This is a genomic window from Vibrio aestuarianus, assembly GCF_028858425.1.
GTDB lineage: Bacteria > Pseudomonadota > Gammaproteobacteria > Enterobacterales > Vibrionaceae > Vibrio > Vibrio aestuarianus.
Genome location: NZ_JAKNYQ010000002.1, coordinates 903,405 through 929,915, shown reverse-complemented (window position 1 = coordinate 929,915; position 26,511 = coordinate 903,405). Strand labels below are relative to the sequence as shown.

The 26,511-nt window shown below is 40.4% G+C and carries 17 protein-coding genes and 2 pseudogenes; 10 read left to right on the top strand and 9 right to left on the bottom strand.

Features of this window, described 5'->3' with window-relative positions; translation table 11 throughout:
* Positions 1-20: 20 nt before the first annotated feature.
* On the bottom strand, positions 21-1,637 hold the full coding sequence (locus MCT08_RS17745) for a PTS fructose transporter subunit IIC (RefSeq protein ID WP_274679015.1): 1,617 nt from the start codon (positions 1,635-1,637) through the stop codon (positions 21-23).
* A 238-nt stretch (positions 1,638-1,875) separates the two neighbouring features.
* Positions 1,876-2,616: a GntR family transcriptional regulator gene (locus MCT08_RS17740; RefSeq protein ID WP_274679014.1), complete on the bottom strand. Its 741-nt coding sequence runs from the start codon at positions 2,614-2,616 to the stop codon at positions 1,876-1,878.
* A gap of 253 nt (positions 2,617-2,869) precedes the next feature.
* Here MCT08_RS17740 and MCT08_RS17735 point away from each other — a divergent pair.
* The 6 genes and pseudogenes from MCT08_RS17735 to MCT08_RS17710 all read left to right on the top strand — a co-directional run.
* A pseudogene (locus MCT08_RS17735) lies at positions 2,870-3,340 on the top strand (fructose PTS transporter subunit IIA); the annotation flags it as partial.
* Positions 3,341-3,485: 145 nt separating this feature from the next.
* Positions 3,486-6,125, top strand: coding sequence for a mannosylglycerate hydrolase (mngB, locus tag MCT08_RS17730; protein WP_274679013.1), 2,640 nt, complete (start codon positions 3,486-3,488; stop codon positions 6,123-6,125).
* Between the two features lie 63 nt (positions 6,126-6,188).
* Positions 6,189-7,337 carry a glycerate kinase gene (locus MCT08_RS17725; RefSeq protein WP_176313328.1) on the top strand — a complete coding sequence of 383 codons (1,149 nt, stop codon included), beginning with the start codon at positions 6,189-6,191 and terminating at the stop codon, positions 7,335-7,337.
* A gap of 1 nt (position 7,338) precedes the next feature.
* A complete protein-coding gene (manA, locus tag MCT08_RS17720) occupies positions 7,339-8,529 on the top strand; it encodes a mannose-6-phosphate isomerase, class I (protein ID WP_274674615.1) in 1,191 nt (396 codons plus the stop codon).
* Positions 8,530-8,924: 395 nt separating this feature from the next.
* Positions 8,925-10,277 (top strand): diguanylate cyclase, encoded by a 1,353-nt coding sequence (locus MCT08_RS17715; protein ID WP_274679012.1) that lies wholly within the window; start codon positions 8,925-8,927, stop codon positions 10,275-10,277.
* Between the two features lie 25 nt (positions 10,278-10,302).
* Positions 10,303-10,434 (top strand): annotated as a pseudogene (locus MCT08_RS17710) (integrase); the annotation flags it as partial.
* A 272-nt stretch (positions 10,435-10,706) separates the two neighbouring features.
* Here MCT08_RS17710 and ltrA read toward each other — a convergent pair.
* Together ltrA and MCT08_RS17700 are read right to left on the bottom strand one after the other, a co-directional pair.
* Positions 10,707-12,179: a group II intron reverse transcriptase/maturase gene (ltrA, locus tag MCT08_RS17705; RefSeq protein WP_274678579.1), complete on the bottom strand. Its 1,473-nt coding sequence runs from the start codon at positions 12,177-12,179 to the stop codon at positions 10,707-10,709.
* An 806-nt stretch (positions 12,180-12,985) separates the two neighbouring features.
* Positions 12,986-13,486, bottom strand: a complete 501-nt coding sequence (locus tag MCT08_RS17700) for a nuclear transport factor 2 family protein (protein WP_261916971.1) — start codon at positions 13,484-13,486, stop codon at positions 12,986-12,988.
* A 166-nt stretch (positions 13,487-13,652) separates the two neighbouring features.
* Here MCT08_RS17700 and MCT08_RS17695 point away from each other — a divergent pair, with 166 nt between their 5' ends.
* Positions 13,653-14,537, top strand: coding sequence for a LysR family transcriptional regulator (locus tag MCT08_RS17695; protein WP_274679011.1), 885 nt, complete (start codon positions 13,653-13,655; stop codon positions 14,535-14,537).
* A gap of 158 nt (positions 14,538-14,695) precedes the next feature.
* Here MCT08_RS17695 and MCT08_RS17690 read toward each other — a convergent pair whose 3' ends face one another.
* A complete protein-coding gene (locus MCT08_RS17690; protein ID WP_261916973.1) occupies positions 14,696-14,890 on the bottom strand; it encodes an outer membrane protein in 195 nt (64 codons plus the stop codon).
* A gap of 353 nt (positions 14,891-15,243) precedes the next feature.
* On the opposite strand from MCT08_RS17690, the gene MCT08_RS17685 reads away from it, so the two are divergent.
* Together MCT08_RS17685 and MCT08_RS17680 are read left to right on the top strand one after the other, a co-directional pair.
* Positions 15,244-15,738 (top strand): fasciclin domain-containing protein, encoded by a 495-nt coding sequence (locus tag MCT08_RS17685; RefSeq protein ID WP_053311118.1) that lies wholly within the window; start codon positions 15,244-15,246, stop codon positions 15,736-15,738.
* Positions 15,739-16,298: 560 nt separating this feature from the next.
* Positions 16,299-19,406 carry a hypothetical protein gene (locus tag MCT08_RS17680; protein WP_274679010.1) on the top strand — a complete coding sequence of 1,036 codons (3,108 nt, stop codon included), beginning with the start codon at positions 16,299-16,301 and terminating at the stop codon, positions 19,404-19,406.
* Positions 19,407-19,476: 70 nt separating this feature from the next.
* Here MCT08_RS17680 and MCT08_RS17675 read toward each other — a convergent pair whose 3' ends face one another.
* Positions 19,477-20,055, bottom strand: a complete 579-nt coding sequence (locus tag MCT08_RS17675; protein WP_168780443.1) for a TetR/AcrR family transcriptional regulator — start codon at positions 20,053-20,055, stop codon at positions 19,477-19,479.
* Positions 20,056-20,205: 150 nt separating this feature from the next.
* Here MCT08_RS17675 and MCT08_RS17670 point away from each other — a divergent pair, with 150 nt between their 5' ends.
* Entirely contained in the window at positions 20,206-21,249 is a 1,044-nt protein-coding gene (locus MCT08_RS17670) for an alkene reductase (protein WP_168780444.1), read from the top strand.
* Between the two features lie 121 nt (positions 21,250-21,370).
* Here MCT08_RS17670 and MCT08_RS17665 read toward each other — a convergent pair whose 3' ends face one another.
* From MCT08_RS17665 to MCT08_RS17655, 3 genes are all read right to left on the bottom strand, one after another.
* On the bottom strand, positions 21,371-21,607 hold the full coding sequence (locus MCT08_RS17665; RefSeq protein WP_168780445.1) for an RNA recognition motif domain-containing protein: 237 nt from the start codon (positions 21,605-21,607) through the stop codon (positions 21,371-21,373).
* Positions 21,608-22,395: 788 nt separating this feature from the next.
* A complete protein-coding gene (locus MCT08_RS17660) occupies positions 22,396-23,010 on the bottom strand; it encodes a response regulator transcription factor (RefSeq protein ID WP_274673765.1) in 615 nt (204 codons plus the stop codon).
* 3 nt (positions 23,011-23,013) lie between these two features.
* Positions 23,014-26,412 (bottom strand): response regulator, encoded by a 3,399-nt coding sequence (locus MCT08_RS17655; RefSeq protein ID WP_274679009.1) that lies wholly within the window; start codon positions 26,410-26,412, stop codon positions 23,014-23,016.
* Positions 26,413-26,511 lie beyond the last annotated feature (99 nt).

Sequence of the window (26,511 nt, the reverse complement as noted above, 5' to 3'; positions counted from 1 at the left end):
GCATCTTGAGTTAAGGGGAACTAAACTTTCGCTTCAGCTAGCTTCTTCTTTCCCATTACTTTTAGTCCGATGGTCAATACCATTGAAACGGCGACACCAATGACGAAGTAAGTAAGCCAGGCAGAGGGATTACCAATAACAGGCAGCATGAACACTGCACCGCCAGCTACGGTACCAATAGTAATCTTAGAAGAAAGAATTAATGCAGCCGCTACACCACCACCAATCATATGAGCGGGGATGATACGCATTGGATCTTTTACAGCATAAGGGATAGCGCCTTCAGTGATACCACAGAAACCTAAAATAGCGGTTGAAGGACCTGCCAAGCGATCTTCTTCGTCGAAGAAACGTTTGAATACCACAGACATAATACCTAGTGACATACCTGGGATACATTTCGCAGCAGTAAAGGCAGCGTAGAAGATTGATGCGTCACCAGCGAAGTCGCCACTAGTACCGACCCCGATACAGAATAGGTAAGCCGCTTTGTTTACAGGGCCGCCCATATCGAAACAAGCCATAGCACCGAGGATGAAACCTAGGATAAGTAGGTTATTCGTCCCCATTGATGTTAGCCAATCGACCAAACCACTGTTAAGCATCGCAAAGAACTTACCAGGGCCTGCATACATAAAGATCAGTGTTGCAATGCCGGCTAGTAGAGGTGTGATGATGATCATCTTCACTGATTCTAGTACTTTCGGTACTTTGATCTGGCGGACAAGCATAACAAATAAGGCTGCTGCTGCACCTGCTACTAAGCCACCTAGGAAGCCGCCAGTCACGATAGAGATATTACCGAATCCGCCACCAACAGCGACGAAACCACCGACGAAACCAGGAGCTAGACCAGGTTTACCAACCATACCGTAAGCTGTAAATGCTGCAAGCACACAGATTAACAGTGGGTTAAAGGCTTTTAACGTGCTGTAGTATAAGAAGTGAATAATACCTTGGAACGAAGACTCAAACTGCGCTTTGGCCTCAGGTTGGGCAATAGCGGCATAAACTTCTTTCTTAATCGCACCAATTTCGCTGTTAGCTAATCCTTCAGCAGCGTTAATAATGCCTAGGTCTGCGTATGTTTTGCCCGTGTATTCAACCAGTATCGCTTCATCATAAAGGTGGGTGTAATCGTAGCCGAAGAATAGGTTTAGAAGACCTACACAAAGACCACCGATAATAACAAGAGGAATGATGTGAGATACGCCTGAAAGAGCGCCCTTGTACCAAAGTTTCAAGAAGCTAACGATCATATTGTCGTTGCTCTCTTCCTTCTCGGCAAACTTGTTGGCTGTCGTGGTTGCTTTCGCTTTTGAGCCACCCGCTTTGACCTTCTCTTCGAGTGCATCAAGCATTTCATCAGCGGCTTTGATGCCATCTTTAACCTTACCTTGCACAGACGTTAAGCCCTCGAAGCGCTCAGCTTCAATTACGCCTACGTCAACAGCGTAGATAATGCCATCGGCTTCCGCGACATCTTGTGCGGTTAGTTTTCCATCAAGGCCATTCGCACCTTGCTTCTCGACTTTTATTTCCCAACCGCGCGCGGCTGCTTTCTTTTCTAAATTTTTAGCCGCCATGTAGGTGTGCGCTACACCGGCCGTACATGCTGTAATCGCTAAGATTTTCATCTGATCTTCCTTTGCGTCGTCTCTCGTCATTTGAGCGATAAATAGGTCACTCAATGATTATATTCTCACCTAATTTGTTTTAACTATCTGTGATAATTCTCACAAGTTGTATTATTTATCTTTAATTTGTTTTTCTTTTTGTTGATATAAAAGCAATACAAAATTGTATTATGACGCTATGGTGTTGAAATATAATATGAATTAAATACACGACGACATTTAATAATAAACCCCTTACTTAAATAGAATAGCTTGTATTCTTCCTTTGGCGCTTTGCGGTGAGGGTAAATTTATAGTTGTTGGTCGTGAAATAGTTTCGGCTGTACTCGAAGATGGTGCCATTTTCTAGGTATCCGCGAGTGCGCTTTTCTATAACGGGTTCTGTAGGGTCGATACCAAGTAATGCCGCCACGTCACTTGGTGGAAGTGCGGGCATGATTTCTTGCTCACTTCTATCTATAACCATCTTCTTTTGCTTTTCGATGTAGTCATATTTCGAACCTTGCATCACTTGGTAGCTGAGGTCTGGGAACATAGTCGTTGGCATCCAAGTCTCTTCAACCGTAATGGCGGTCTCGTCTAGGAATCGCACCCTCTTGATGTAGAAAACGTGCTCGCCTTCGTTGACTTCCAAGTGCTCGGCCATCGTTAGTGAGGCTGCTTGCACCTCAAAGGATAAGACATCGCTGTGTGTTACTCCCTGCAAATGAGCCCACTTTTCAGCAAAGCTGCTCTGCTGGTAGATGTTGTAGTTTATTTTGCTCTCTTTTACATAGGTGCCACTACCTTGAATGCTCTCTAGCTCTTCTTGTTCAATTAGAAGCTTAAGGGCTTGGCGTATAGTTACTCGGCTGACAGAGAACTCTTCACGCAGTTGTGCCTCTGTGGGTAGTGCCTCACCAACCTTGTAGATGCCGGTGCTAATCTTATCTCTAATGGCATCAGCGATTTGTCGGTACATGGGTAATCTTGTCGTCATATCCTAGATAGTCTCTTGCTTATTAACCTGTAGAACCGTTCTAACAGGTCTTCGTATGTGACCTTTGACTTGGATAATACGAATTTCACGCAATTTAACAAATAGAAAGAATACAAATATTATTTTTTAACTCCAGATTAATACATGTTGTGATGTTATCGAGATCTGGATCACGGTTTATTTGTATTCGATTGGTATTATTGTTGGCACGTAAACAGATAACCCAAAAGAACGTGAATACGGGGCTAAAACTATGAACCTTACAACGCTTACCAACTCATCACTGATTAATCTACAAACGACGTTCGAGAGTCGTGATGCTGCAATTAAGGCACTCGCTGAACAACTCGACCAACAGGGCAAGTTGCACGACAAAGAAGAATACTTAAAAGCGGTGTTTGCCCGTGAAGAACATGGTGCAACGGCGCTAGGTGAAGGCCTTGCCGTTCCACATGGCAAAACCGACGCAGTGAAAGAAGCAGCATTTGCTGTCGCAACCCTAAAACAAGATTTGAAATGGCAGGGCATTGATGAAGAAGAGGATGTAAATCTGATCTTCTTAATTGCTATTCCTAATGCTGAAGCGGGTTCTACACACATGCAACTGCTGACCGAGCTGACAAGCACTTTGATTGATGATGAAGTTCGTGAAGCGGTACTTAGCGCGACTACTGTAGAAGAAATTTTTGCACTTCTTAGCGATGAGGAAGAGCAAGTTGAAGAGATAGCAGAAGAACCTGCACCAGTAGTTGAAGAGAAGAAAGGGTTGTTTGGCTCTATTGCTTCAAAGTTATTTGGATAACTCAGCGTTTACTCAAAAGCCATTACTCATTTAAGTCGTATAGCACAGTCTTTACAGGTACAAAACAATGACTAAATCACGCGTTCATATTACCCCACACATGCACTGGGATCGTGAATGGTACTTCACCACTGAAGAGTCTCGTATTCTTTTGGTGAACAACATGGAAGAGATCATGCAACGTCTGGAGAGCGATCCAGAATACAAATACTATGTACTCGATGGCCAGACAGCGGTCCTTGAAGACTACTTTGCTATCAAGCCTGAGAACAAAGAGCGAGTACGCGACCTAGTTCAGGCGGGCAAACTTATTGTTGGTCCTTGGTACTCTCAAACCGACACTATGCAGGTTGGTGGTGAGTCAATCGTTCGTAATATGTTGTACGGCCTACGTGATTGTCTAGAGTTAGGCGAGCCAATGAAAATTGGCTACCTGCCAGACTCGTTCTCAATGAGCTCACAATTGCCAATGATCTATAACGGCTTTGATATTGACACTGCCATGTTCTGGCGCGGTTGCTCTGAGCGTCACGGTACGAACAAAACTGAGTTCTTATGGCAATCCAATGATGGATCAGAAGTTTCGGCACAAGTACTGCCTCTTGGTTATGCGATTGGTAAGTACCTACCTCAAGATGAAGAAGGGCTGCGTGCTCGCCTAGACAAATACTTCCCAGTGTTAGAAAAGCCGTCAGTGACCAAAGACATTCTGCTACCAAATGGTCACGATCAGATGCCAATCCAACAAGACATCTTCGAGGTGATGGACAAGCTGCGTGAGGTTTACCCGGAACGTGAGTTTGTGATGAGTCGCTTTGAAGAGGTATTCGACCGCATCAAGCAAGAGCGCGATCAACTAGATACCGTAAAAGGCGAATTTAACGACGGCAAATACATGCGTGTACACCGTACGATTTCGTCAACTCGGATGGATATAAAGCTGATCCATGCTCAGGTAGAGAACAAGATTGTCAATATCCTAGAACCGCTAGCTTCTATCGCTTGGTCACTAGGCTTTGAATACCACCACGGTCTGATTGAGAAGATGTGGAAAGAGAGCATGAAGAACCATGCCCACGACTCTATCGGTTGCTGCTGTTCAGACAAGGTGCACGCTGAGATTCTTAACCGCTACATCCTGGCCGACGATATGGCGAGCAATCTGATCACCTTCTACAAGCGTAAAATCGTTGACCATATGCCAGCTCGTGAAGGCTGCGACAAATTAGCCTTCTTCAACCTATCGCCATACGAACGTGAAGAGGTGATAAACACCACCATCACTATCCGTGCAGAGCAGTTCAATATCTTTGATGATAACGGCAACCCAGTTGAGTACTTCATCCAAGATCAGCGAGTGATCGACCCAGGCAAAATTGACCGCCAAATCGTTCATTATGGTAACTATGACCCGTTTATTGAGTACGATATTCAGATTAAACAATCTGTACCTGCGATGGGCTTTACCACTTTGCATATCCAAGGCAACGAGAAAGGCACTCAAAAAATTGTCGATCAGAAAGACTACCTGCTAGAGAACGAATTCTACACCATTAAAGTGAATGACAACGGTACCTTAACCATCTTGGATAAAGAGACTGAGATGACTTATGACCAAGTGCTGCGAATTGAAGATGGTTCAGATGATGGCGATGAGTACGACTACTCTCCATCTCGCAAGGAGTGGCTGCTTTACTCAGATGAGTTCAAGGTAGAAACCGATATTAAACATGAAGGCTTCCAATCTGTTGCTAGCATCAAACTACGAATGGATGTACCAGCTAATCTGCAAGAGCGCGAAGAGCGCACAGGACGAAACGGATTTGTCGATGTCGATTGTCAAGTGGTACTTAAAGCCGGTTCACGCCGTATCGAAGTTCGTATGGAGCTAGATAACCAAGCAGATGATCACCGTGTGCGCGTGCTAATTCCAACGCCATTTGTATCTGAAAATGTGGTGGCAGATAACCAGTTTGGCCTAATCACACGTCCAACCAACGACCCTGCGATGCAAGTGTGGGAGCAAGAAGGCTGGAAAGAAGCTCCAGTACCGGTTTATCAACTGATGAACTTTGCCGCAGTAGAGAATCAAACTGGTGGTTTGGCGCTCATGACTAATGGCCTGCGTGAGTTTGAAGTGGTTTCGAGCCAAAGCAATGAAGAGCGTGACACTTTCGCCCTAACTTTGCTACGTGGTGTCGGCGTACTGGGTAAAGAGGAGCTGTTGCTACGTCCGGGACGTCCTTCAGGCATCAAGATCCCAACTCCAGATTCGCAAACGCGTGGCAAGTTAGTGTGTGAGTTCAGCCTACTTGGTTTTGCTGGCAACCATATCGAGGCCAACGTTATGGCTCAAGCACGAGACTATGTAACGCCAATCGAGTGTTACAACAAGATCCCGTACAACGCTATGAAACTAAACGTCGGTGAGCAAGACAAGCCGTTAACTTACTCGCTTCTTACTAAAACGCAGAAAGGCGCGGTGCTTAGCGTACTTAAGAAAGCAGAAGATGAAGATGCACTGATCCTACGTGTCTACAACCCAGCAGAAACTGGACAGGTTGAAGATGGTGTTACCTTCACTCAACCAGTGACTTCATGGCAAGAGACCAGTCTGGATGAGCGAGTACGTGATACCGAAGTTTCTAGCCAGAGCTTTGGTGCACTTAATGCGTGTCAGGCTAAATCATTCCAAGTGAAGTTTTAATCCTAGTTTTTAACCGTAGAAACCTCCGCTCTGATTCCAACTGGGCGGAGTTGGTGAACTGAGATGAAGATTGTAATTGCCCCCGATTCATTTAAAGAGTCTCTTAGTGCCAAGCAGGTATGCCAAAGCGTTGAAGCCGGTTTTGCACAAGTATTCCCAGAAGCGGAGTATGTGCATCTACCGCTGGCTGACGGCGGTGAGGGAACGGTCGATGTATTGATGCAAGGGTTAGATGGCATTATGCAAACTACCCAAGTGATGAACCCACAGGGTGAAACCGTCGATGCACATTGGGCACTGCTTGATGACGGTAAGACGGCATTGATAGAGATAGCTGCAGCATCGGGATTAGACCTAGTTTCGCCACAAGAACGCGATCCTGCCCTTGCAACTACCTATGGTACTGGTGAGTTGATCAAAGAGGCACTTGAGAAAGGTGTAAATAAAGTCCTGCTTGGTCTTGGAGGCAGTGCCACCAATGACGGTGGGGCTGGTATGGTCCAAGCATTGGGTGGCAAGTTGTTGGACGAGCAAGGCAATGAGATTGCCTTGGGTGGAACTGCTCTTTCTAACCTTTCTCGCATCGACTTAAGCAATATCCATCCTCGATGCCAACAGGTCGAGTTTGTGATCGCTTGTGATGTCAACAATCCATTAGTTGGCGCAAACGGCGCTAGCTATATCTTCGGTGCTCAAAAAGGGGCTTCTTCGGAACTGATTGAACAGCTTGATGACGCGTTGAATCATTTTGGAAAGATCAGCAGCAATCTCACTGGAAAAGACAATCGAACTACACCTGGCTTTGGCGCTGCTGGTGGCGCATCTCTTGGTTTATCACTGCTATTTGATATCCAAATCAAGCAAGGTATTGAGATGGTTTTAGACACCTTAAACGCAGACCAAGTGCTGCAAGGCACGGATCTCGTTATTACTGGCGAGGGTCAGATGGATAACCAAACCCTGCAAGGCAAGACCCCGTTTGGTATTGCTAAACGAGCCACGCTACAAGGTATTCCCGTGATTGGAATTGCAGGCTCATTGGGTAAAGAGATTGATGAACTCTACAACGTTGTCGATAGCACCTTTGGCACGGTTCGTTCACCACAACCACTAGAACAAGTTCTGACAGAGGCGGGCGATAATCTGACTCGCACTGCACGCAATATTGCCGCTACCTTGAAAGTCGGCGCACAGATTTTTGGAGAGAAGTAGTATGTCTCTATTTAAGCTTGATAACGTCATCCAAAACTATGCATGGGGTAGTAAAGACTCCATTCACAACCTATTTGGTATCAATAATCCAGAGCACAAGCCACAGGCAGAGATCTGGATGGGTGCTCACCCTAATGGTTGTTCTAGACTGAATGAAACTGGTGAGCCACTGTCAGACGTTATTGAACAAAACAAAATGGATATCTTAGGTGACTACACCGCTGCACGTTTTGGGGAGTTGCCTTTCTTATTTAAAGTGCTTGCCGCAGAGACGCCACTCTCTATTCAGGTACACCCCAGTAAACATAAAGCGCAGCAAGGCTTTGAACGAGAAAACCTAAAAGGGATACCGCTAGATGCCGCCCACAGAAACTATAAAGATCCCAACCATAAGCCTGAGTTGGTTTATGCTTTAACCTTTTATAAAGCGATGAATGGATTTCGCCCAATTGCAGACATTATTGCTTTGTTTAAAGAGGCCGACATTCCAAGTCTGGCGAAAGAAATTTCCGAGCTAGAAAAGCACGCAGATAGTGCAGCGCTACAAGAGTTCTTTACTGCGATTATGTCACTTGAAGGCAAACACAAAGAGGTGGCTCTGGCAGAGTTGGAAGCCGCCCATAATCGCCCCGCTAAAACCATGATGGGACGAGAGGCGTTGCAATACAGTGCTGAATTCAAACAGCACTATCCGGGAGATATCGGTCTATTTTCTCCACTAATGCTTAATACTGTTGAATTAGCACCTGGCGAAGCAATGTTTTTGTTCGCCGAAACCCCACATGCATATGTGCAGGGGACGGGTCTTGAGATAATGGCAAATTCAGACAATGTCTTGCGCGCAGGGCTAACACCAAAACACATTGATGTAACTGAGTTGATAGATAACACCTCATTCGAACCGATTAATCCAGCGGAGATTCGGCTAAAACCCATATATAAAGAGGGTAATAAAGTGAGCTATCCCATCCCAGTTGATGACTTCTGCTTTGAAGTAATGACAGTCGAACATATCAGCCAAGCACAGTTTGTTCGTAGCGCAGAAATACTGTTTTGTATTGAAGGTGAAGTTGCAATTTCAAGTCAAAATAATCACGTTGTCTTGAGAGCTGGTGAATCAGTATTCGTTAGCAGCAACTCAGTGAGATACGATTATCAAGGGCATGGGAGGATAGCCCGAGCATTCAATTAATTTACATATACTTTGAACCTTCATGTGGCTTGCAACTAGGTCTAGCTTTAAAAGTTAACACTACTAAATAAATGGCATCTGTAAACAATGTTCACTAGATTAGCAAATCGCGTACCATACATTTTGTCCAAAGACCTGCTAACGGGGCATGAAACACGAAAATGCCCATATGAGTTTCGTACAAATACCATCGACCGTAAGTAGCCAGGGTTTGCCCAAATGCAGCTTATGTGACACCAACGAGGCTCATTCAGTAGAAATGATTTTTTATGCTAGTGAGGTCGTTTCAGGACAAAAACGCGCTGGAGAGAAGTTGCTATAAATCACTGATTTTTATGGAAATATGTCTATATTTTTAATTGGAATTCTAGTTTCTAGAAAGGGATTAAAATATCGTGCTTTTGAGAGCTTACAAGATTAATCGATGGGCTATCGCTCTACTGACGGTGGTTTATGTTCTTGTTTCTTATAATATTATCGGGTTCACAAGTGATGGCTTTGTAGGTAAGCAAGTTCAGCAAGTGAGGGACGACGTGCGGCATAAGCTTAACTTGGTTCGATATAATATTGAAGCAAATATCTATCGAGATACTTACCTAGCTGACAGTTTCGCATCGGTCGTCGCTCTTGATCCTCAATTTGCAATGAACAACTGGAGCTTGATCTCTGAGCAGTTCCTGGGGAAAGCAAACCTTGTACGCAATATAGGTTTAGCCCCCGACGACATCATTTCTCATTTATACCCTTTAGAAGGAAATGAAAAAGCGATTGGGTTGGATTTTCGTACCGTTCCCAATCAGTATCGAACCGTTCAGATCGCTAAAAAGCAAAAAAAAGTTTTTGTTGTGGGCCCTTTAGAACTGGTACAAGGCGGAACTGCCCTAATTGCTAGGTATCCAATCTTCACAGATATACCGAACAATGAGGAGTATTGGGGCGGACTCAGCGTTGTTATTAACTACGATAAGCTAATAGAACAGTCTGACTTAAATGCCTTGCAAGGTGCAGACATTGCTCTAACAGGCTACATTAATGGTGAACTCATAGAGGGGAATGAAAAAGTTCTTGATGACTATGACTTAAGTCTGCCTATCTATTTACCCAGCGGGGAATGGAAACTTTTCGCAAAATACACTGATTTCGACCAATTCGAGGGTATCCGTCGATTTGAGATTTTGTTTAAGACACTTGGATGGGCAACATTTAGCTTGTTCTACGTTTTGATTTGGTTTCTGATGAAAAACTACTTGTTAGCTCAGAACCTTTCTCTCCATGATGAGTTAACAAGGCTACCCAATAGACGGTTTTTATTTAGTGAACTTGACCGTATTATGTCTTGTAGTGATGGCGTTGTTCACTTAACCATATTGAACATAGATTTAAACAAGTTTAAAGAGATTAATGATTCACTTGGACATGAGGCTGGTGATGCAGTACTGAAGCATATTGCTAGAGTTCTTACCCAAAGTTTGCGATCGTCAGACTTTACTTCACGAGTTGGAGGAGATGAGTTCATCGTAATTTTGCAACGCGCAACAAATCCTCACGACGTACAAAAAATAATTAAGAACATACAAGTCCATGCAGAGCAAAATATGTTTCGCTGGCAGGATAAAGATTTACCTCTATCACTCAGCATTGGGCACTATAGCTATACTGGTAAAGCAGACCCCTCATCGATTGACGAAATATTATCTAAAGCAGATCTTAGTATGTATGAAGTTAAACGGCGCAATAGTGAGAAATGAATAAGTACATATAACGCCTTTGTCTATGAATCTTACCTGTAACAGCGCTCCTGCTGCGGGAGGCCCGTCAACGAAAGGGTTGATTGGTGCAGACAAACAGCGTGACTATGAAGCCAGAATGATCATTAGCGAAGAGTTAGGACATGGTCGAGAGTAAGTGACAGCGGTTTATCTAGGGCGTTGAATTAACGGTTAGATCCCAACAACCGATCTTAAAAGTGTTCTAGGTTAGAATACTATTTGTCATTTTCGGAGGAGCAGAGTGTTCAAAGTCAGAACATTTTTAGCTGTTTATCCGAGTTGTTCTAACTTGTTCTTGTCGAGTAGACGACACCTGTTACCAAGTGTCGCCCCTCTAAGAACCCAGCGTGCAACTTTCACCGCACTAGGCTCAAGCCTTCACGAAGGCACCAGTTGGCACCCAGCAACTTACAAAGCAGTGAGAGCAGGCTCATGCCAAGAGTTGCGACTTTGCCTCTTTGACTTTCTCTTTGCCAAGTATTCTTGGTGTTGAGGATCAAAAGGTGTAGCGGCACTCCTGATTTTCACATGTCTCTCTATCGGCACTTTGGCTATTTGAAACAGATTGAACTGACAATCCATATTCATGATCTTCTGCCAACCGTGAAATTGCCATTGACCTTGACGGTTGATGAAGTATTTAAGAGCGACCCAAGTTCTAGACTTTGTTGGATGACGCCTTTTAGCCCAGTGCCATAACGCATGGAATAGCTTGTGACCTACATATCCGAATACCTGTTTAGCTACACAGTGTCGATAGTAATTCGACCAGCCCCTGAGTTTCGGATTTACCAACTTGATTAAATCGTTAACGGGGATAGTTGCGTGCTTTTTGATGAGTTCACGCAAGTTACTCAAGAACAGCAGTGTGTTGGATTTGCTCGGTTTAATGAGCAATTTCCCTTTGTACTTCCTATGATTAAAGCCTAAGAAGTCAAAACCACGGCTGATATGGGTAATGTGCGTTTTCTCTTCGGAGAGTGTTAAGCCTCTTTCTGCTAAGAAATCAGCAATCAACGGTTTAATATCGTTCTCCAGCACTTCCTTTGAAGCACAGGTGACGACGAAATCGTCGGCGTATCCAATAAAGTTGGCTCTAGCACCCTTTTTTAGTGCAGTAGACTTTATGCGTTGCTCAAGCCCTGCAAGAGTCATAAGCATCAAGGTCGGAGATATGACCCCACCTTGTGGTGTTCCCTCGTCAGTGCGATAGAACAACCCTTTGTCTATAAAACCAGACTTTAGCCATTGTTCCAACATACGTTTATCTACGGCAATGTTGTCCATAAGCCATTGATGTCCGATCTTGTCGAAACAGGCTTTGATGTCTCCCTCAAGAACCCATTGAGCTGATTTCTTTAATGCCAGACACTTGAAGCACTGTGCGACTGCATCGGCAGTGCTGCGGTTTGGTCTAAATCCATAGCTGTTAGGGCCGGCAAGTGTTTCTGATACAGGCTCCAGAGCAAGAAGATGAAGCGCTTGCTGCGCTCTATCGACCATGCAGGGGATACCCAGTGGTCTGAGCTTGCCATTTTTCTTGGGGATGTAGATACGCTTGAGCGGTTTGGCTTGATAAGCTTTTCTGCTCAATTGATTGACCGCTTTCATGCGGCGCGTATCTGTATTCCAGATAACGCCATCAATTCCAGGCGTTTTACTGCCTTTGTTTTGTGATACCCGCTTAACAGCAAGAAGTTTTGCCGAACGCGAGTGAGTCAGTATCCACTGCAACGCTTTCGCTTTGCTGTGTTTACCTTCTCGTGTTGCCTTTGCAATACGCATCTGAAGCTTTAAAACATGAGATTCAACGTCTTTCCAATTGGTGGATTGCCATTGAGCACTGTCAGGAGAGGCACTAATCTCTTTTGAAATCATCATTTGCGTTTCTCCTTGAATAAAGTTCTTCAAATTCTCTTGCAACGGAAGACCAGTCGGAAGTCAGCCCACTTTCGTGATCAGATATGAATCTGTATCTGCATCGTTACAATGCAGCCTTCGCTTTTTCCAACCTCCTATACCTGCATCACTATCGGCCACGAAGGCTTTCCCAGAGGGAGTGATACAGGCTTACCGTGTTCCGTATGTCGCGCAATGTCAGTGTAGATGCCCGCTATAGTGCGGAGAGTTCAACGATCACGAAAGAGCACGGGGCAATCTCTTTCCGACTCTCATGCCTTTTGGCCACAGCGTATTAACCACTTCCGCTGATTCATCATATAACGCACCTTATGCGGATTCACTTATGTTCATCATGCTGACTACCTAGCACTCACCCGATTGTGGTTATCAGGAGGATCGTTCTCTCGCGATTTAGATCCCGACTGGTGCATGACCAGCCTTCGTTACATTGTCAGACTCGCTACTTTATTCAGAGTCCTAGGTTCATCTGGTGATACAGATGGTTCACACATTAAGCGGTGAACAGCGCTTCATACGACCTCACGTCGCACGCCCCATTCGGTGTTAACGCAATTACTCAGTGGCTGTTCGTGCCACTGGAATTACAGTACTTTTTCTCATGGTTAGTAGTATCGAAGCCGTGGCAGGAAACTCCCATTTCCTTCCAAGTGTAGGTTTCTGAATAGACTTTTGCATCTGCATAACTATGCAACTCACTGTAAGCAACAAGCTCAATATGTCCAGTGAACATATTGAGCTTTCAGAACTCAGCTTGTTAGCAGCAATTATTTCATGGCGTGGTAAGCTTTAGATACCGCGTAGCTGTCTTCAAACCAGTTCCAGTTTTTCACTTTGCCACCTTCAACCTGAACACGTACTGCCCAGCTGAATTTGCCAGTGTCTACACCAGATTCGTTAGTAATTGCACTCATACTGCCCATAAATACTGCTTGGTCACCGTTTGCAAAGCTATAGTCTGTAGACCAACTTGTTACTTTCAAACCTGCACCGAAGCGAGGCAGGAAGGTGTTTAGTACTTTTTCTTTTGAATCCCAGTTACCGATCCACGGGATGCTTGCGTCACCTTCGTTGTGCCAGACAAAATCGTCTGCCATCAGTGCCTGAAGTTTTTCCATATCACCAGAGCCTGCTGCCCATAGGAATGCTTGAGCCGTTTCTAGTGTCTTAGCTGGGTCAACTGCTTCTGTATCATCCGCCAGTGCCGGGGTTAGTTGGAAGAAAGCCAGAAGGCTAGTAAGACCGATTAGTAGATATTTCTTAAACATTATCTTTCTCCTGATTGTCAAATTTTGGGGTTCAACGCGTGAGAGATAAGAACCGCTATCTATTATATGCCTTGACCTTCAATTCTGTTCATTGCGTTGATGTGATAACTATACCTGTGCTAAATTTTTAGTAAATTCACTAATTAGACACATTTGGTATGCAAAAATGCACAACATACGATGGGATGACTTGCAATATGTTCTGACGGTGGCGAATGAAGGATCACTATCTGCTGCTGCCAGATCACTTGGTGTGAATCACAGTACTGTGTTGCGTCGTCTTGATGCTTTTGAGCACCGACATAAATTACAGCTCTTTCATAAACTTTCTACCGGATACAAGTTAACGGTTGAAGGGCAAATGCTGCTGGAGTCCGCACTTAATATAGAATCCACAGTGAAAGAGTTGGAGCGAAAAATTTTCGAACAGGAAATGCAGTTGGAAGGTGTGCTGCGGTTGACGACAACAGACGCGCTGTCTCGTTTGATTCTGGGTACTCATTTGGCTGCTTTTCATCAACTTTATCCAAGAATTCAGTTGGAGCTCAGTCTAACCTCTCGTCGATTGGATATTTCAAACTTAGATGCGGATGTTGCGATTCGTCCTGCTAGTGAGTTACCGGAGTCTTTGGTTGGGACTAAGTTGTGCAAAATTGCCTTTGGTGTTTATGGAGAACCAAATTACATTAAAGGTCTCCAAGGCAAGCATCCTCTAGAGTCTGCATCTTGGTTAGTTATGGATCAAGGCAGCGCTTCGCTACAAGTCTCAGAACTTATTTCGGAAGAAAAGATAGTTATGAAAACAGATTCTTTCGAACCTCTGATAATGGCGGCTGAGAATAAGATGGGGCTTGCTTATCTACCTTGTTTCATTGGTGACAGTTCTGGAACTCTGCAAAAAGTGGATTTGGAAGTGAAACACCAGAGTACATACCTTTGGATGATGACTCACAACGATCTGGAAAACTCTGCCAGAGTGAAGGCGTTTTTCAACTTTATGGAAGAGGCAATAAAGCCAGATCACAATCAATTAGCGGGTTTCAGAAATTAGCGCGTATTGCCTCTTATATTGCCTCTTATTTTGATGGTTCAATAAGAGGCTAATTAAGCAGGCTGGCCGCATGAGTATTTAGCTTTTTGCCTCTTGACTACAGCCAGCATTTAAGACAACTTCTAGCATTAAATTGCATACTAACTAGAGAATGAAGGTTAGAAATTATACTTAACACCTACGCCCACTTCATGAGCCGTTGCACCGTCAATCTGGAAGCCGTCAGTAAAGGCATCCTGACCTGTCTGTACGTCACCCAAAGAAATGAACTGGTATTCTGCAACAATGTTGAACTGATCGTTAATTTCATAGCTGCCACCAAAACCAATGTTCCAAGTGAATTCTGTACCCACGTATCGTTGAAATGCTTCACAATGCAGAGTCTGGAGTGAATGAACTAAACGCTATGTCGTCAGAACCAAGCGGGGAGATCAATGAGGCTTGGTCTCTGGGTTTACTACCAGTAGTTGTATCCACATCTTCTGGCAGTTTTCTTTAGAATTCAGCCTAACGTTACGCACCCGGCCTACCCACTTCCCCTCTCATTTAGCGGCACACATATATTAAAGGGATTTGATAGGGTTGCTTAATGATACACGACATTAAAACAAACATACCTAAGGTTAGAACGGCACTAATGATCGATTTGATTGATTAGTCGTATAAAAGCTTCGAAACCTAAAAACACCGTAAGAAGGAACATACTATGTTTAAACAAATTGCCGCTTTACTCTCTTTGGTAGCAGCAACCGCAATATTCCCGTTCACAGCATATGCTGATGGTCACGGTATGAAGAAGGATGTGGTTGATGTCGCAGTTGAAAATGGTTCTTTTAATACATTAGTCACAGCGGTGAAGGCTGCTGGGTTAGTGGATACTTTGAAAGGGGAAGGCCCATTCACTATCTTTGCTCCTACGGATGAAGCTTTCGCTAAACTTCCAAATGGCACTGTTGAGACACTATTGCAACCAGAAAACAAAGATAAGCTTGTATCCATCCTGACATACCATGTCGTTTCTGGAAAAGTAATGGCGGCTGACGTTATAACAATGGACAATGCTAGAACAATTCAAGGCCAAATGGTTAAGATAACCTTGGATGGCGATAGTGTGATGATAAATAACGCAAATGTCGTTGCTGCTGATGTCAAAGCGAGTAATGGTGTGATTCATGTAATCGATACCGTACTGTTGCCATAATCACAAATATTCTAATGAGAGCTATGGTGTAGCTCTCATTAGAAATAATAATATTAATTCATAATACAGCGTCAATTAGAAACTGTGATTACACTTGCTAAGTTTGTCTTTTATTTTTTTTGTATAATTTTCATATAATCACCTATCATTTAATTAATGGGTTTTTAATATTAAAATTATTTCAAAATTAAAATATTCCCATGGTTATTTAATGAAAAATTATAATGTAAATAAATATATGTTAAGTGAATCTCAATATACCCTTTCTATTTTAAGTTGCAGCGGTGTTGGTTACTTTCGATCACCCCAATCACATAGTTGATCTATGCTCATGGGGATGAACTCACTTGCCGCCTACCTGCAACTTCAAGTTGTTTGGGTATATATATCAGAATTTTTCACTATGTTGATGAGATGATTGGCTTATGATTATGTGCTCAATGGTGCATATTTGTGGGGTTCAGAATATAGCACTTGTGTGCTTCAATTATGGTGTGAGATGAAATTATCATACTGGATTAATTACTAGCCAGACCACTAATCTAAATTACAGATGATTTATGCGGAAAACAACATCATTCACCGATGTAAGACAAACCGAAGAATATAGAAAACAACTAGGCAATCGCGAGAACCGACTTGCATGGAAATGCAAAAGTGTGAGAAAGGGTGTTCGTAAGGTAGAGACGAAGCTAACCAACTATAATTACAAGTATAGGAACGGAGCAACAACTCATCCACCTGTTACTGGTTATTTTAAATCGGGGCCGACAATAACATTCCTTACATTAATGCAATTAATTGCACCTTTACAAAACAAGGTGCCTTTACAACCAGCATATAAACAGTCCGTTGCTCCTTCAGAAAATTTACAATTAACCAATACAATGCCCACCAGTATCGATGCCACCTTAGATGAGAGCAACCATCCAATCTCAGTTGGAGTAGTAGATAAAAATCATCTTTTAGAAAACGCTAATAAAACAGAAGATAATAAAAAATTATCTAGCCCAATAAAAGAGTTAACAGCGCCTTTCGATAGTGTGCAAGGTTCGGTTGAAAGGGATTATGGCTTACAGACTAAAAATAGACGCAAGCGAGAACTGTTTCCTGATACAACATCGGTATTAAGGAATGCAAATGAGGCTAATGCAGATGAGGCTATAGAGAGCTCCGCAATATCAAAACTGTCTGGGCAAGACAAGAAAACAAAAATTTTGTTCAATACGGAAATCGTCAAAAAAGATCTTAACTATTTAAAAAGCATTAAATCATCGATGCTCCCCTATGCTGCAGTTAAACATGAATTGATCGAAATTCATTCTCGAATGGGGGCAATTGAAGAAGATTTAAACCAAAGTGATGGTGCTAACGCAAGTCGCTTTACCTTAAATCAAAGGGTTCTTAGACGGTATATTCATTCGAATGATCGTAATAGAGCAGTTTCTTATTTGATATCTTGGGGAAGATGGATTAGGCGTAAATCAAAACAGTTCATGGGTATCCGTAACCTTAGATCAGCAGCGAGGGAAGCATGGTGGCAGAAACTCGATGATGATGAGAATCATGAAGATTTTCGTCGAGTCAAAAAAAGATTTGATCGGATAGTTCGCCATATGCCTAAAGGGCATAGGCTGTCAATATATGACCCCATTTGGGTTGGCGACCAGATCTATTCGTGGTACGCCTTGATAAAAGATGAAGAATTTACCCCGTCTGTATACGATTGGCCTGATAGCATTCGTATAGCGCATGATTTTAGACTTCGATACCTTCTTAAGCACAGTCGTGATTGCGCGCAAATACCAAGGAAAATCTTTTATAAGCTAATGGATATAGGTCTTCAGATAAAACAAGACAAGCTAATTGAATTATTAAGTGCTCCACTTCTTCTAAGTGAAACTATTTCACAAAAATATTTGTCTGATTACTTTAATGGTCGTTCAATACTGAATCTGTGTTTTATATCTATATTAGAAGATCATTATATTAATAATATTGAAGAATATAGTCTTAATGATATAGTGATTCGAATATTTGATGAGAGATCTAAATTTTTTCGTGGGCCCTTAACAAAATTTTTATTTAACCAATCTGCAGGGCATAAGAGAATTTTCACAGAATTCAGTATTTACGATCTTTTAGTTAATCGCAATGAGCCGCGAGATGTTGCAGAAAGTATTATACACAAAAATATGCGCCAGACATGGCGTGAAGATGTCATTGGTACTAATAAATACTCCAATGAATTAATCTCAGATCTTCTTAGCGCGGACTGTGAAGAGTGGTGGCGGCAACACCCCAAGGCACATCAAGAAACATGGCGTTTCATCAAAAGTTCACTAGTAAATAAAGGAGCACAATCAATAGATGATGTACAAGCAGTAGTCTTTATGAATCCTCAAAGTTGGTATCGAGCCGTTGGGGTATTTAAGATAAGGTATGCTAATGATAGATTTAGAATAGTTTCTGTATTACCCAGCCCAATTAATGAAAATCCTCTGGATTGGACATTTAATAGTGAAGAGGAATTTAATAAAAAACTAGAGTATGTAGATAACGAATATGAAACGGGTAAATCGTACTTTAACTTATTATTTCATAACTCAAGAATTAAACCGAAAAATATAAATTTGTTTAATTCTGATATACATTGGTTTATACCATTGAATATTAATAATAATGGAGATATACGAGACTACATATATTGGGAGTCTGAAGATATATTGCAGTCTGGATTTAATCAGCTCGATGTATTAGTAAAATCGGATAGCGAGATTCAATCTGAGCTTACAATGAAGTGGGTAAGCACTTCATTGCAAGTCGCGAGCATTGCGGTCGCACCATTATTCGGTCGAATCTCTTTATTACTAGGATTGGCCTCTTCATTACCGCATTTTGTTAATGCTCAGCAAGCCGATACAGATCAACAGGCCATGGATCATACAATCAATGGATTGACTACGATAGTTACGGAGTTCGAGGGAGTTGCTATTGGGCATCTTGTCGCGAAAATTTGGCAAACAGGAAAGTCAGGTATATCAGGTATAAAGGCGGCAAAGCGTCTTACTGAGTCAGATTTTTCTGAGGCCAGCACGCGAAATATAGTGAAATCGTTACAACAGAGGCAAGAATTTAGCGCTTTTGTTGATATGATCATGCCATACCCTAAAAGGATAACGCAAGGATACCGTTCATCAAAGGTTGACATGGCCAAATTATCAGCGCGTTACGCCAATGATCAAAAACTTGCTAGAGTAGAGTTGATCCGAAAGGGGGTGTGCTGGGATGCAGTATATCGTTTAGAATATCTTTCAGGAAAAATATCAAAAGAAGTTCTGTCTCAGCTAAGTAGCAACACTCGCTCTTTTGGTGGAAGTAAAGTCTTTTTAGGTGATAATCCTCAAAAAATCAAAGTATTATCAGATCTAGAAAACTTACCTAAAGGCAGTAGAGTTGCTTTTGTTAGAGATGACCGATTAGTTCACGCTATGATTTTTGTTAATGATGGAGGTGTGGTGTATGGTGCCAATAATGCCTACATCGGTGGAAACCCTGGCTGGGCAGGGATAGAACTGAAAAAGGTACTGACAGCAACAAATGGGGGCTTCATACTAAAGTCAGATGGACACCCCATTGAGATCTTCTCATCAACCAAACTCAATTAGATATCTATCAGATACGAATAATTTGGGTGATTGAACTAAAACAAACGATACTTCTAAGAAATTATTTTTTCTAAATTTTTAAGTTATATATTAAATGATCAGCAAGTTGCTGCAGGCATTCCTGCGGCGGCTTGGTGTTCGAAAAAGAGCGCAAACCGTAAATACCCATCATCAGATAATCACTTAAAAATTCACAATTTGCTTCAGGTGTAATCTCGTGGTTTAGTTTGGCCTGTTCAAGTTTCGACTTTATTCGTTGTTTCCATTGCCCAGACATATTGTAAATGATGGTTTCTATTTCTTCATCATGTTGTTCAAGCTCAGTTAGGGAGTTTTGTAGTAGACAACCATTGCTTTTAGAGCAGTTAGTGTGGTTAATAATATCACTCAGGTAGGCCTTAAAGCCGTTTAAAATCTGATCTGAGTTGGTAAAGAATTGCTCAAAATCGTCTGCTTTTGTTTTCGCATAATGATCAAGTGCGGCGAGTAATAGTCCTCGCTTATTTTCAAATGCGCAATAAATCGATCCGGGATGAAGTCCAGTAACTCGTTTTAAATCTTGCATACTAGTCTTGTTATAGCCTTTTGCTATGAATTCATTCATAGCAGCACGTAACACATGTTCACGATCGAACTCTGCACTTCTCACACGGAAACCTCACTTAAGTTGATAGGGTTAGTTTACTTAGTGAATCTTGATTTAACAAGTTTATTGAATGATCGTTCAAATAGTTGTTGAATGAATATTCAAAAATAAGGTAGCATGTGTTTAAACAGTCGACATTAGGAACATAATCCAATGATAGAAACCTTATTCCAAGGCTATAAGCTCAACGATAAAATTACATTGCAAAACCGTATTGTGATGGCACCACTAACTCGCTGTATGGCAGATGACGAGCTCGTACCTACTGACGCGATGGTTCAATACTATGCAAAACGTGCGGATGCGGGCCTAATCATCTCAGAAGCGACCATTATCCGTCCGGATGGTCAAGGCTACCCAAATACACCGGGAATTTATAACGATGCTCAATTAGCTGGATGGAAAAAAGTAACGCAAGCTGTTCATGACAATGGCGGTAAAATTTTTGCTCAGCTTTGGCATACAGGGCGAGTTGCACACCCGCATTTTTTTGGTGGAGAATATGTCTTAGCACCTTCAGCTGTAGCATTCGATGGAACCGTGCCACGGTTGCGGGAATTGGTTTATACCGTGCCGAAAGAGGCGAGTCATGAGGAAATCTCACAGCTCGTTGCAGACTATGCGCAAGCGGCAGAAAATGCGATTGAAGCTGGATTTGATGGTGTGGAGATTCACGGTGCTAATGGGTATCTCATTGATCAATTTCTTCATTTTGACACCAACCGTCGTAATGATGAATATGGAGAAACACCAGAAAATATGGCTCGATTCCCATTAATGGTTGTTGATGCAGTAATTGCAAGAATTGGTGCTGAACTTACAGGTTTACGGGTTTCACCTGGCGGATATGCCCATATGGATGCCGATGCTCGTGATCGTCAGGTGTTTGATTATTTCCTGGCTGAACTAGAAAAGCGTGAATTAGCTTATCTTCACGAAGGTATGTTTGATGACAGTATGGAATTTGATTTTCTTGGCGGTAGAGTATCGCAGTACCTCCGCGAAAATTACGCAAAAACGCTGATTGGTGTGGGCGGTTATAGCGCGCAAACAGGATCAGAAGCGATTAAAGCGAATCAATTCGACTTGGTAGCAATAGGGCGTCCATTCATTGCAAACCCTGACTACATCCATCGTATTCAAGATAATAAAGAGCTGGTTGAGTATGACGCAGGAATGTTAGAAACTCTGGTCTAATACACTAGGGCGTGTTGATCTTTCGAGCTAGGTAGACCTAGCTCGTTTTAATTAGTCAATTAGAAAAATTCAACATACGAAATTCAAATTGGTTTAAGCACTGACTAAGGATTTTCAACAACTATTCAGCTATTTTTACTCTAATTTTGCTGTTGGCAACTTCAGAAAGGTTTAGTTTTGAAATCGCTGATCTAGCTTCATTGACGTTGGGCATTTCTACAAAAGCAAAGCCTTTTGATTGGCCAGTCGTTTGGTCTAAGACTAAATCACAGTCTGCGACAGTACCATGAGCAGAAAACAAGACACGAATTTCATGCTCTGTGGTAGAGCGAGCAAGGTTACGAACTAAAAGTTTCATAATGAACCGATTGGTAATAAATGACTGTTACATTGTCTCAGTAAAGTTAAAGTAGACCAAGTCATTAATGAATACTATGTCAAAATAACTACGGTTTATATAGAGTATCACACGGTTCAGCTGTACCTGAGGTTACACAAATCTTGAGAGCTCATATGTGTGTACTTGAATATTGGTAATTCCTATATGTAATTTCCTATGATGTCGGTTACAAACATAAAATAACCGATTTTTCGTTTTTCAAGTCGTTGAGGACCTTTTATCTGATTTAGTAACATTTATTCATTAGATATAGTTTAACACCATATTTTCCATGATAGACTATCAATTACAGCGCATAACTACTATTTAATATATTGAGAGCAATGCGCGTAATTATCTTGCACAGTAAATAACTGAGTGTAGTGCTCATCAGCTTAAGAAAGAAAAATTAGTTATATAAATTGTGTTTAGTGTTATTTATGTTGATAAATGTTTTACTTTAAACATTAACGTGAGTAAATTAATCTATCCTTTTGATTTTGTTACGGTATACTTTCGTTCTTTTAAATGTCCATTTTCAACCAACATGGACATGGAGCTACGCTTAAAGGTATTAAATTTACATTTAGCCTGATTCCTAATGGTTAATTGCTCTAAACTGTTGATCTTAATTTGAAAGTATTTTGTTCGGTCTAATAAACGATAAGGAAATTTTTTCATACTGCCAACTAGTAAGTTAAAAAGATACTTATCAAGAGTAACGATTCTCCTCACGCACTAAAAGTAGGAATATTCCCAATTGATAGTTATAAAAGGTTATTCCTATGGGCAAATAAAATTAAATTTGAGATAGAAGAGCAACATAATTTATCCATTAAACGCTTTTTGTATGTGCTAACTGTCTTTTCACTTAGAATGAGTTCTCGTGCGATTTCTTTATTTCTATACCCTTGGGCTAGGTATTTAAGAACCAGTAACTCTCTTGAAGAAAGACTTTCTAGTATATCTGATTCCTGTGCTGTCGTATCATCACTACCAGCTTTATCATTACTAATTGTTTCTGATGAATCTATATATTGGTGAAGCTTTCTTTTTATTTCTACAATGTCTTCTTGCTTCGATATATAACTGTCGACATTGATCTTTTTGAAGTAACCCTCCAATATGCTACTTGGCATTGAAGTGAAAATAATGTATTTCCTATTAGGATTTGGTGGGCAGCGTTTAATTACTTCAAAGCCATCTAATTTTGGGATGCTAATGTCTAATATTACATATTGAGGTTCAAATATGTTTATTTTTTTGATTGCATCTATACCAGTTTTAGCTTCATCTAGAACCACGTGTCCCATAGATGAAATAACACTTCTGAGGCTACTTAATATTATTGAATGATCATCGACTAAAATAAATGTTGCCATTTTTTAAACCTTTCCAGTTTTAATAGTTTCTTTAAGTATTGTGATTGAATTATTTACTCTATTAATAATGTTGAGTAAATTCTGACTGACTGGTTCATTTTCAAAGCAGTCACAGCTGTTTAATAAATCAAAATCACCAAGTATTTGAACCACACCTTTTAACTTATGCACGCTTTCAAGTTGCTCTTCCGTGCTTAACCCATGAATAGATAAGGTTTTGACTTCATCTTCTAGTGCTGTTAGTAAGTTGAGTAGCATATTTTTCAATGATTGACTGGTTTCATATGCAAATTTTCGTATTCTCACTATATCAATGCACGTGTCGAATTGAGTTAGATTTGTGCAAATTTTCTCATGCAACTTTTTAATATTAATTGGCTTGAACATACAATCAGTCATTCCCGATACTAAGCATTGTTCTACCATATCTGCCTGTGCATTGGCAGTGAACCCGATGATGGGAATTGATTTTTCCTTATTCTTCGATTCTTGCATACGAATGAGTTCTGTAAACTCAAATCCACTCATCTCAGGCATATAGCAATCGGTGATGATAAGATCAAATTTATCTAATACTTCATTATATAACTTCCAAGCTTCTTGGCCTGTACTGCAAGTTGAAACATCCATTTCTAATAAAGCCAGCTGTTTTTCGATGATATCTCTATTAATTCTATGATCATCGATGACCAAGACTTTTTTGCCACTTAATTTAGTTGATGGAATATCATTTCTGGTTATGCTTTTGTGAAGATCAGCAATCGATCTTGAAGTGATTGGTATCGATAAATTTACATTTGTGCCTATGTTTATGGTGCTAGTAATATTAATTTTAATATTGAGCATGTTGCAAAGTTTATGAACAATGGACAAACCCAGACCATAGCTATCATCATTAGTACTATCAGTTACGAAAGGTTGATACAATTCACTTAGTTGTTTCTCAGTCATACCAATACCGGTATCATTAATATCTATTTCTATATGCTCATCTTTCAGAGTACTGATGATTTTTATAAAACCTGAGTCTGTATATTTAATTGCATTGCTTAAGATGTTGTTAAGAATCTGTTTTATATAATTACAATCAGAAAAAATGTAGTGACTCTCATCATGGCGTATATCAATTTTTAAATCTAGATTTTTTTTATTACATAAACCTAAAAAAGAAGTTGCTACATTATTTAATAGTGTGGCAACTTCTATATATGTCAGTGTCAAGTCTTTTTCACTTACTTCAAGCTTGGATATTTCTAATATATTATTGACTATATCTAACAAACCTAGCGAGGAATCGTACGCTTGTTTTAAATAGCGATCTCTCTCATTAACATTCAGTAGTGAAAGTTCTAATGTACCCAAAATGGCATTCAAAGGAGTCCTGATCTCATGACTCATGACAGCCAAAAAGTTTGATTTATCTTTATTGGCATTAATTGCTTCATCTCTTGATTTGATCAACTGATCGTTGAGATAATTTATCTCAGTCAAGTCGACCCAGCCAGTGATTAATCCAGTAACATTGTTGTCAATCACATAGGGAACCCACCAAAGTCTTAATGTTAATTCTCTATTTTCTATAGTCAATTTGACTATTTTTTGTCCATGAGATTTAGATTTTAATAGTTCTAGGTACTCTTTTTCTTCATTTTTAAAGAAAGTGTTATCAATAAGCCTACTTGGGTATTCGGATGTTTTTTTCCCCAAAATTTGTTTTGGATTTTCGAGAGAAGAAAATTCTGCAAAAGCTTTATTATAGTGTATAAATCGAGATTTATCGTCTCGTACAGCGATCGGTATAGGAATGCCATCGATTAAATTTGCTCTAAATTGCCATTCAAGTAATTCATTTTTTCTCTTCTTTTCTCTTATATAAAATAGAAATAAATATACTGTAATCAGTATCAATATACCACTTATAATATAGATATATAACTTTAATTTTGTTTCTTTTTCTACCCAAACCATATCCGAATCTACTAGGTATGAATTCCAGCGTTCACTCAAGTTATCAACATAATTAAATCCTAGGTGATAAATAGATTTATCTAATATATTTTTAAGCATTTCATGGTTTTTATACTGTTTGCTAATGGCGAATCTCATATCTACTTTATATTCAGTAGGGTATAATTTTGATTCTAAAATATTATTAAAATAGGTATCAACGATGAAATTAACTACTTCACTATATCCATAAGCTGAGGTTGCTTCTTCCTTTGCTACAAGTTCTATTGCTAGAGATGTATTACTTACGATCTTTATTTCAGCATTAGGATATGTATTTCTAAGATATTCTTGTAGTTTATAACTCTCTACAACTGCAATAACATCGTTTGTTTTTTCTTTGGGTAAATCTTTCCTTGTAACAACAGATAATGATCCGATAGAATAGGGAATTGAAAAAGCAATCTGTTCCGACAATTTCTCATAATAAGGAGAGGATGCTACCATATGAGCATTTCCATTACTGAAGTTTTTCTTAATATCGGAGAATTTATTTAGTCTTACCCATTGAAACTTCAATCCAGTTTTAATACCAATAGTCGTTAATAGTTCTGGTATTATCCCTAATTCCTTTCCAGAATTATCGTAAAAGGTATAAGGAGCAAAGGAACCACTAAATACCACTTTAATAATTGGCTTTTCCGTTTTTATCCAATTTATTTCAGCATCAGTTAGATTAATTGGATTATTATTATTGATCCCCCAGGTGGATTTAATTAGTTCTTTGTAATACCTAGGATAGACATATTCTACGGCTCTGTCATATAGTGGTTTATTATTTGAGATAATAAACCTTTCAAATCTTTCATTTAGATAGGTTGATATATTTATTTTTTCACTATCGAATCGTTTAATGAAAAACATGGCGGAGTAATAATCCAGAACAGAAATATCAACGTTTCCATTTATCATGGCTATGTATGCACGTTTGGCATTATCAAATTTTTCACACTTAATTACTTTATAACCTTGTTGAATGAACGCCTCAGTAAAGCAATTATTTACATAACCTACCTGTATTTCATCTTTATTTACATCAAGAGCATTTTTGTTTAGCGCAACATATTTTTCGGAAATAAACTTAGTGCTGGAATAATTTTCAGAGTGAATGTCTTTATTCAGAATGATAAAATCAATTTTTTTATTATTTAAATCATCAATTAAAAGTCTTTCATCGTCATAAGTGACTATTTTTACATCATTATTAGGGCAGGGTATAAATAGTCGTATATAATCTGCTTCTATCCCAGATATGCTATCGTCAAAAGTAATTCTTAATGGCGCTCCTAAGTCATTAAGAATCCCAATAGTGATTTTCTCTCCATTCCTTAGATGACAATCTCTATCAGTGGTATTAGCTGAGTCGTTAGGAGATAAGTGGTAATTGTTATTCATTGCGAACGACAGATGACTACTAAAAAATAGAATCATGGTTATGATAACGATGTTGAATCTGTTTAATTCTGAAAAATTCACGCAAACAGTACTCCTACA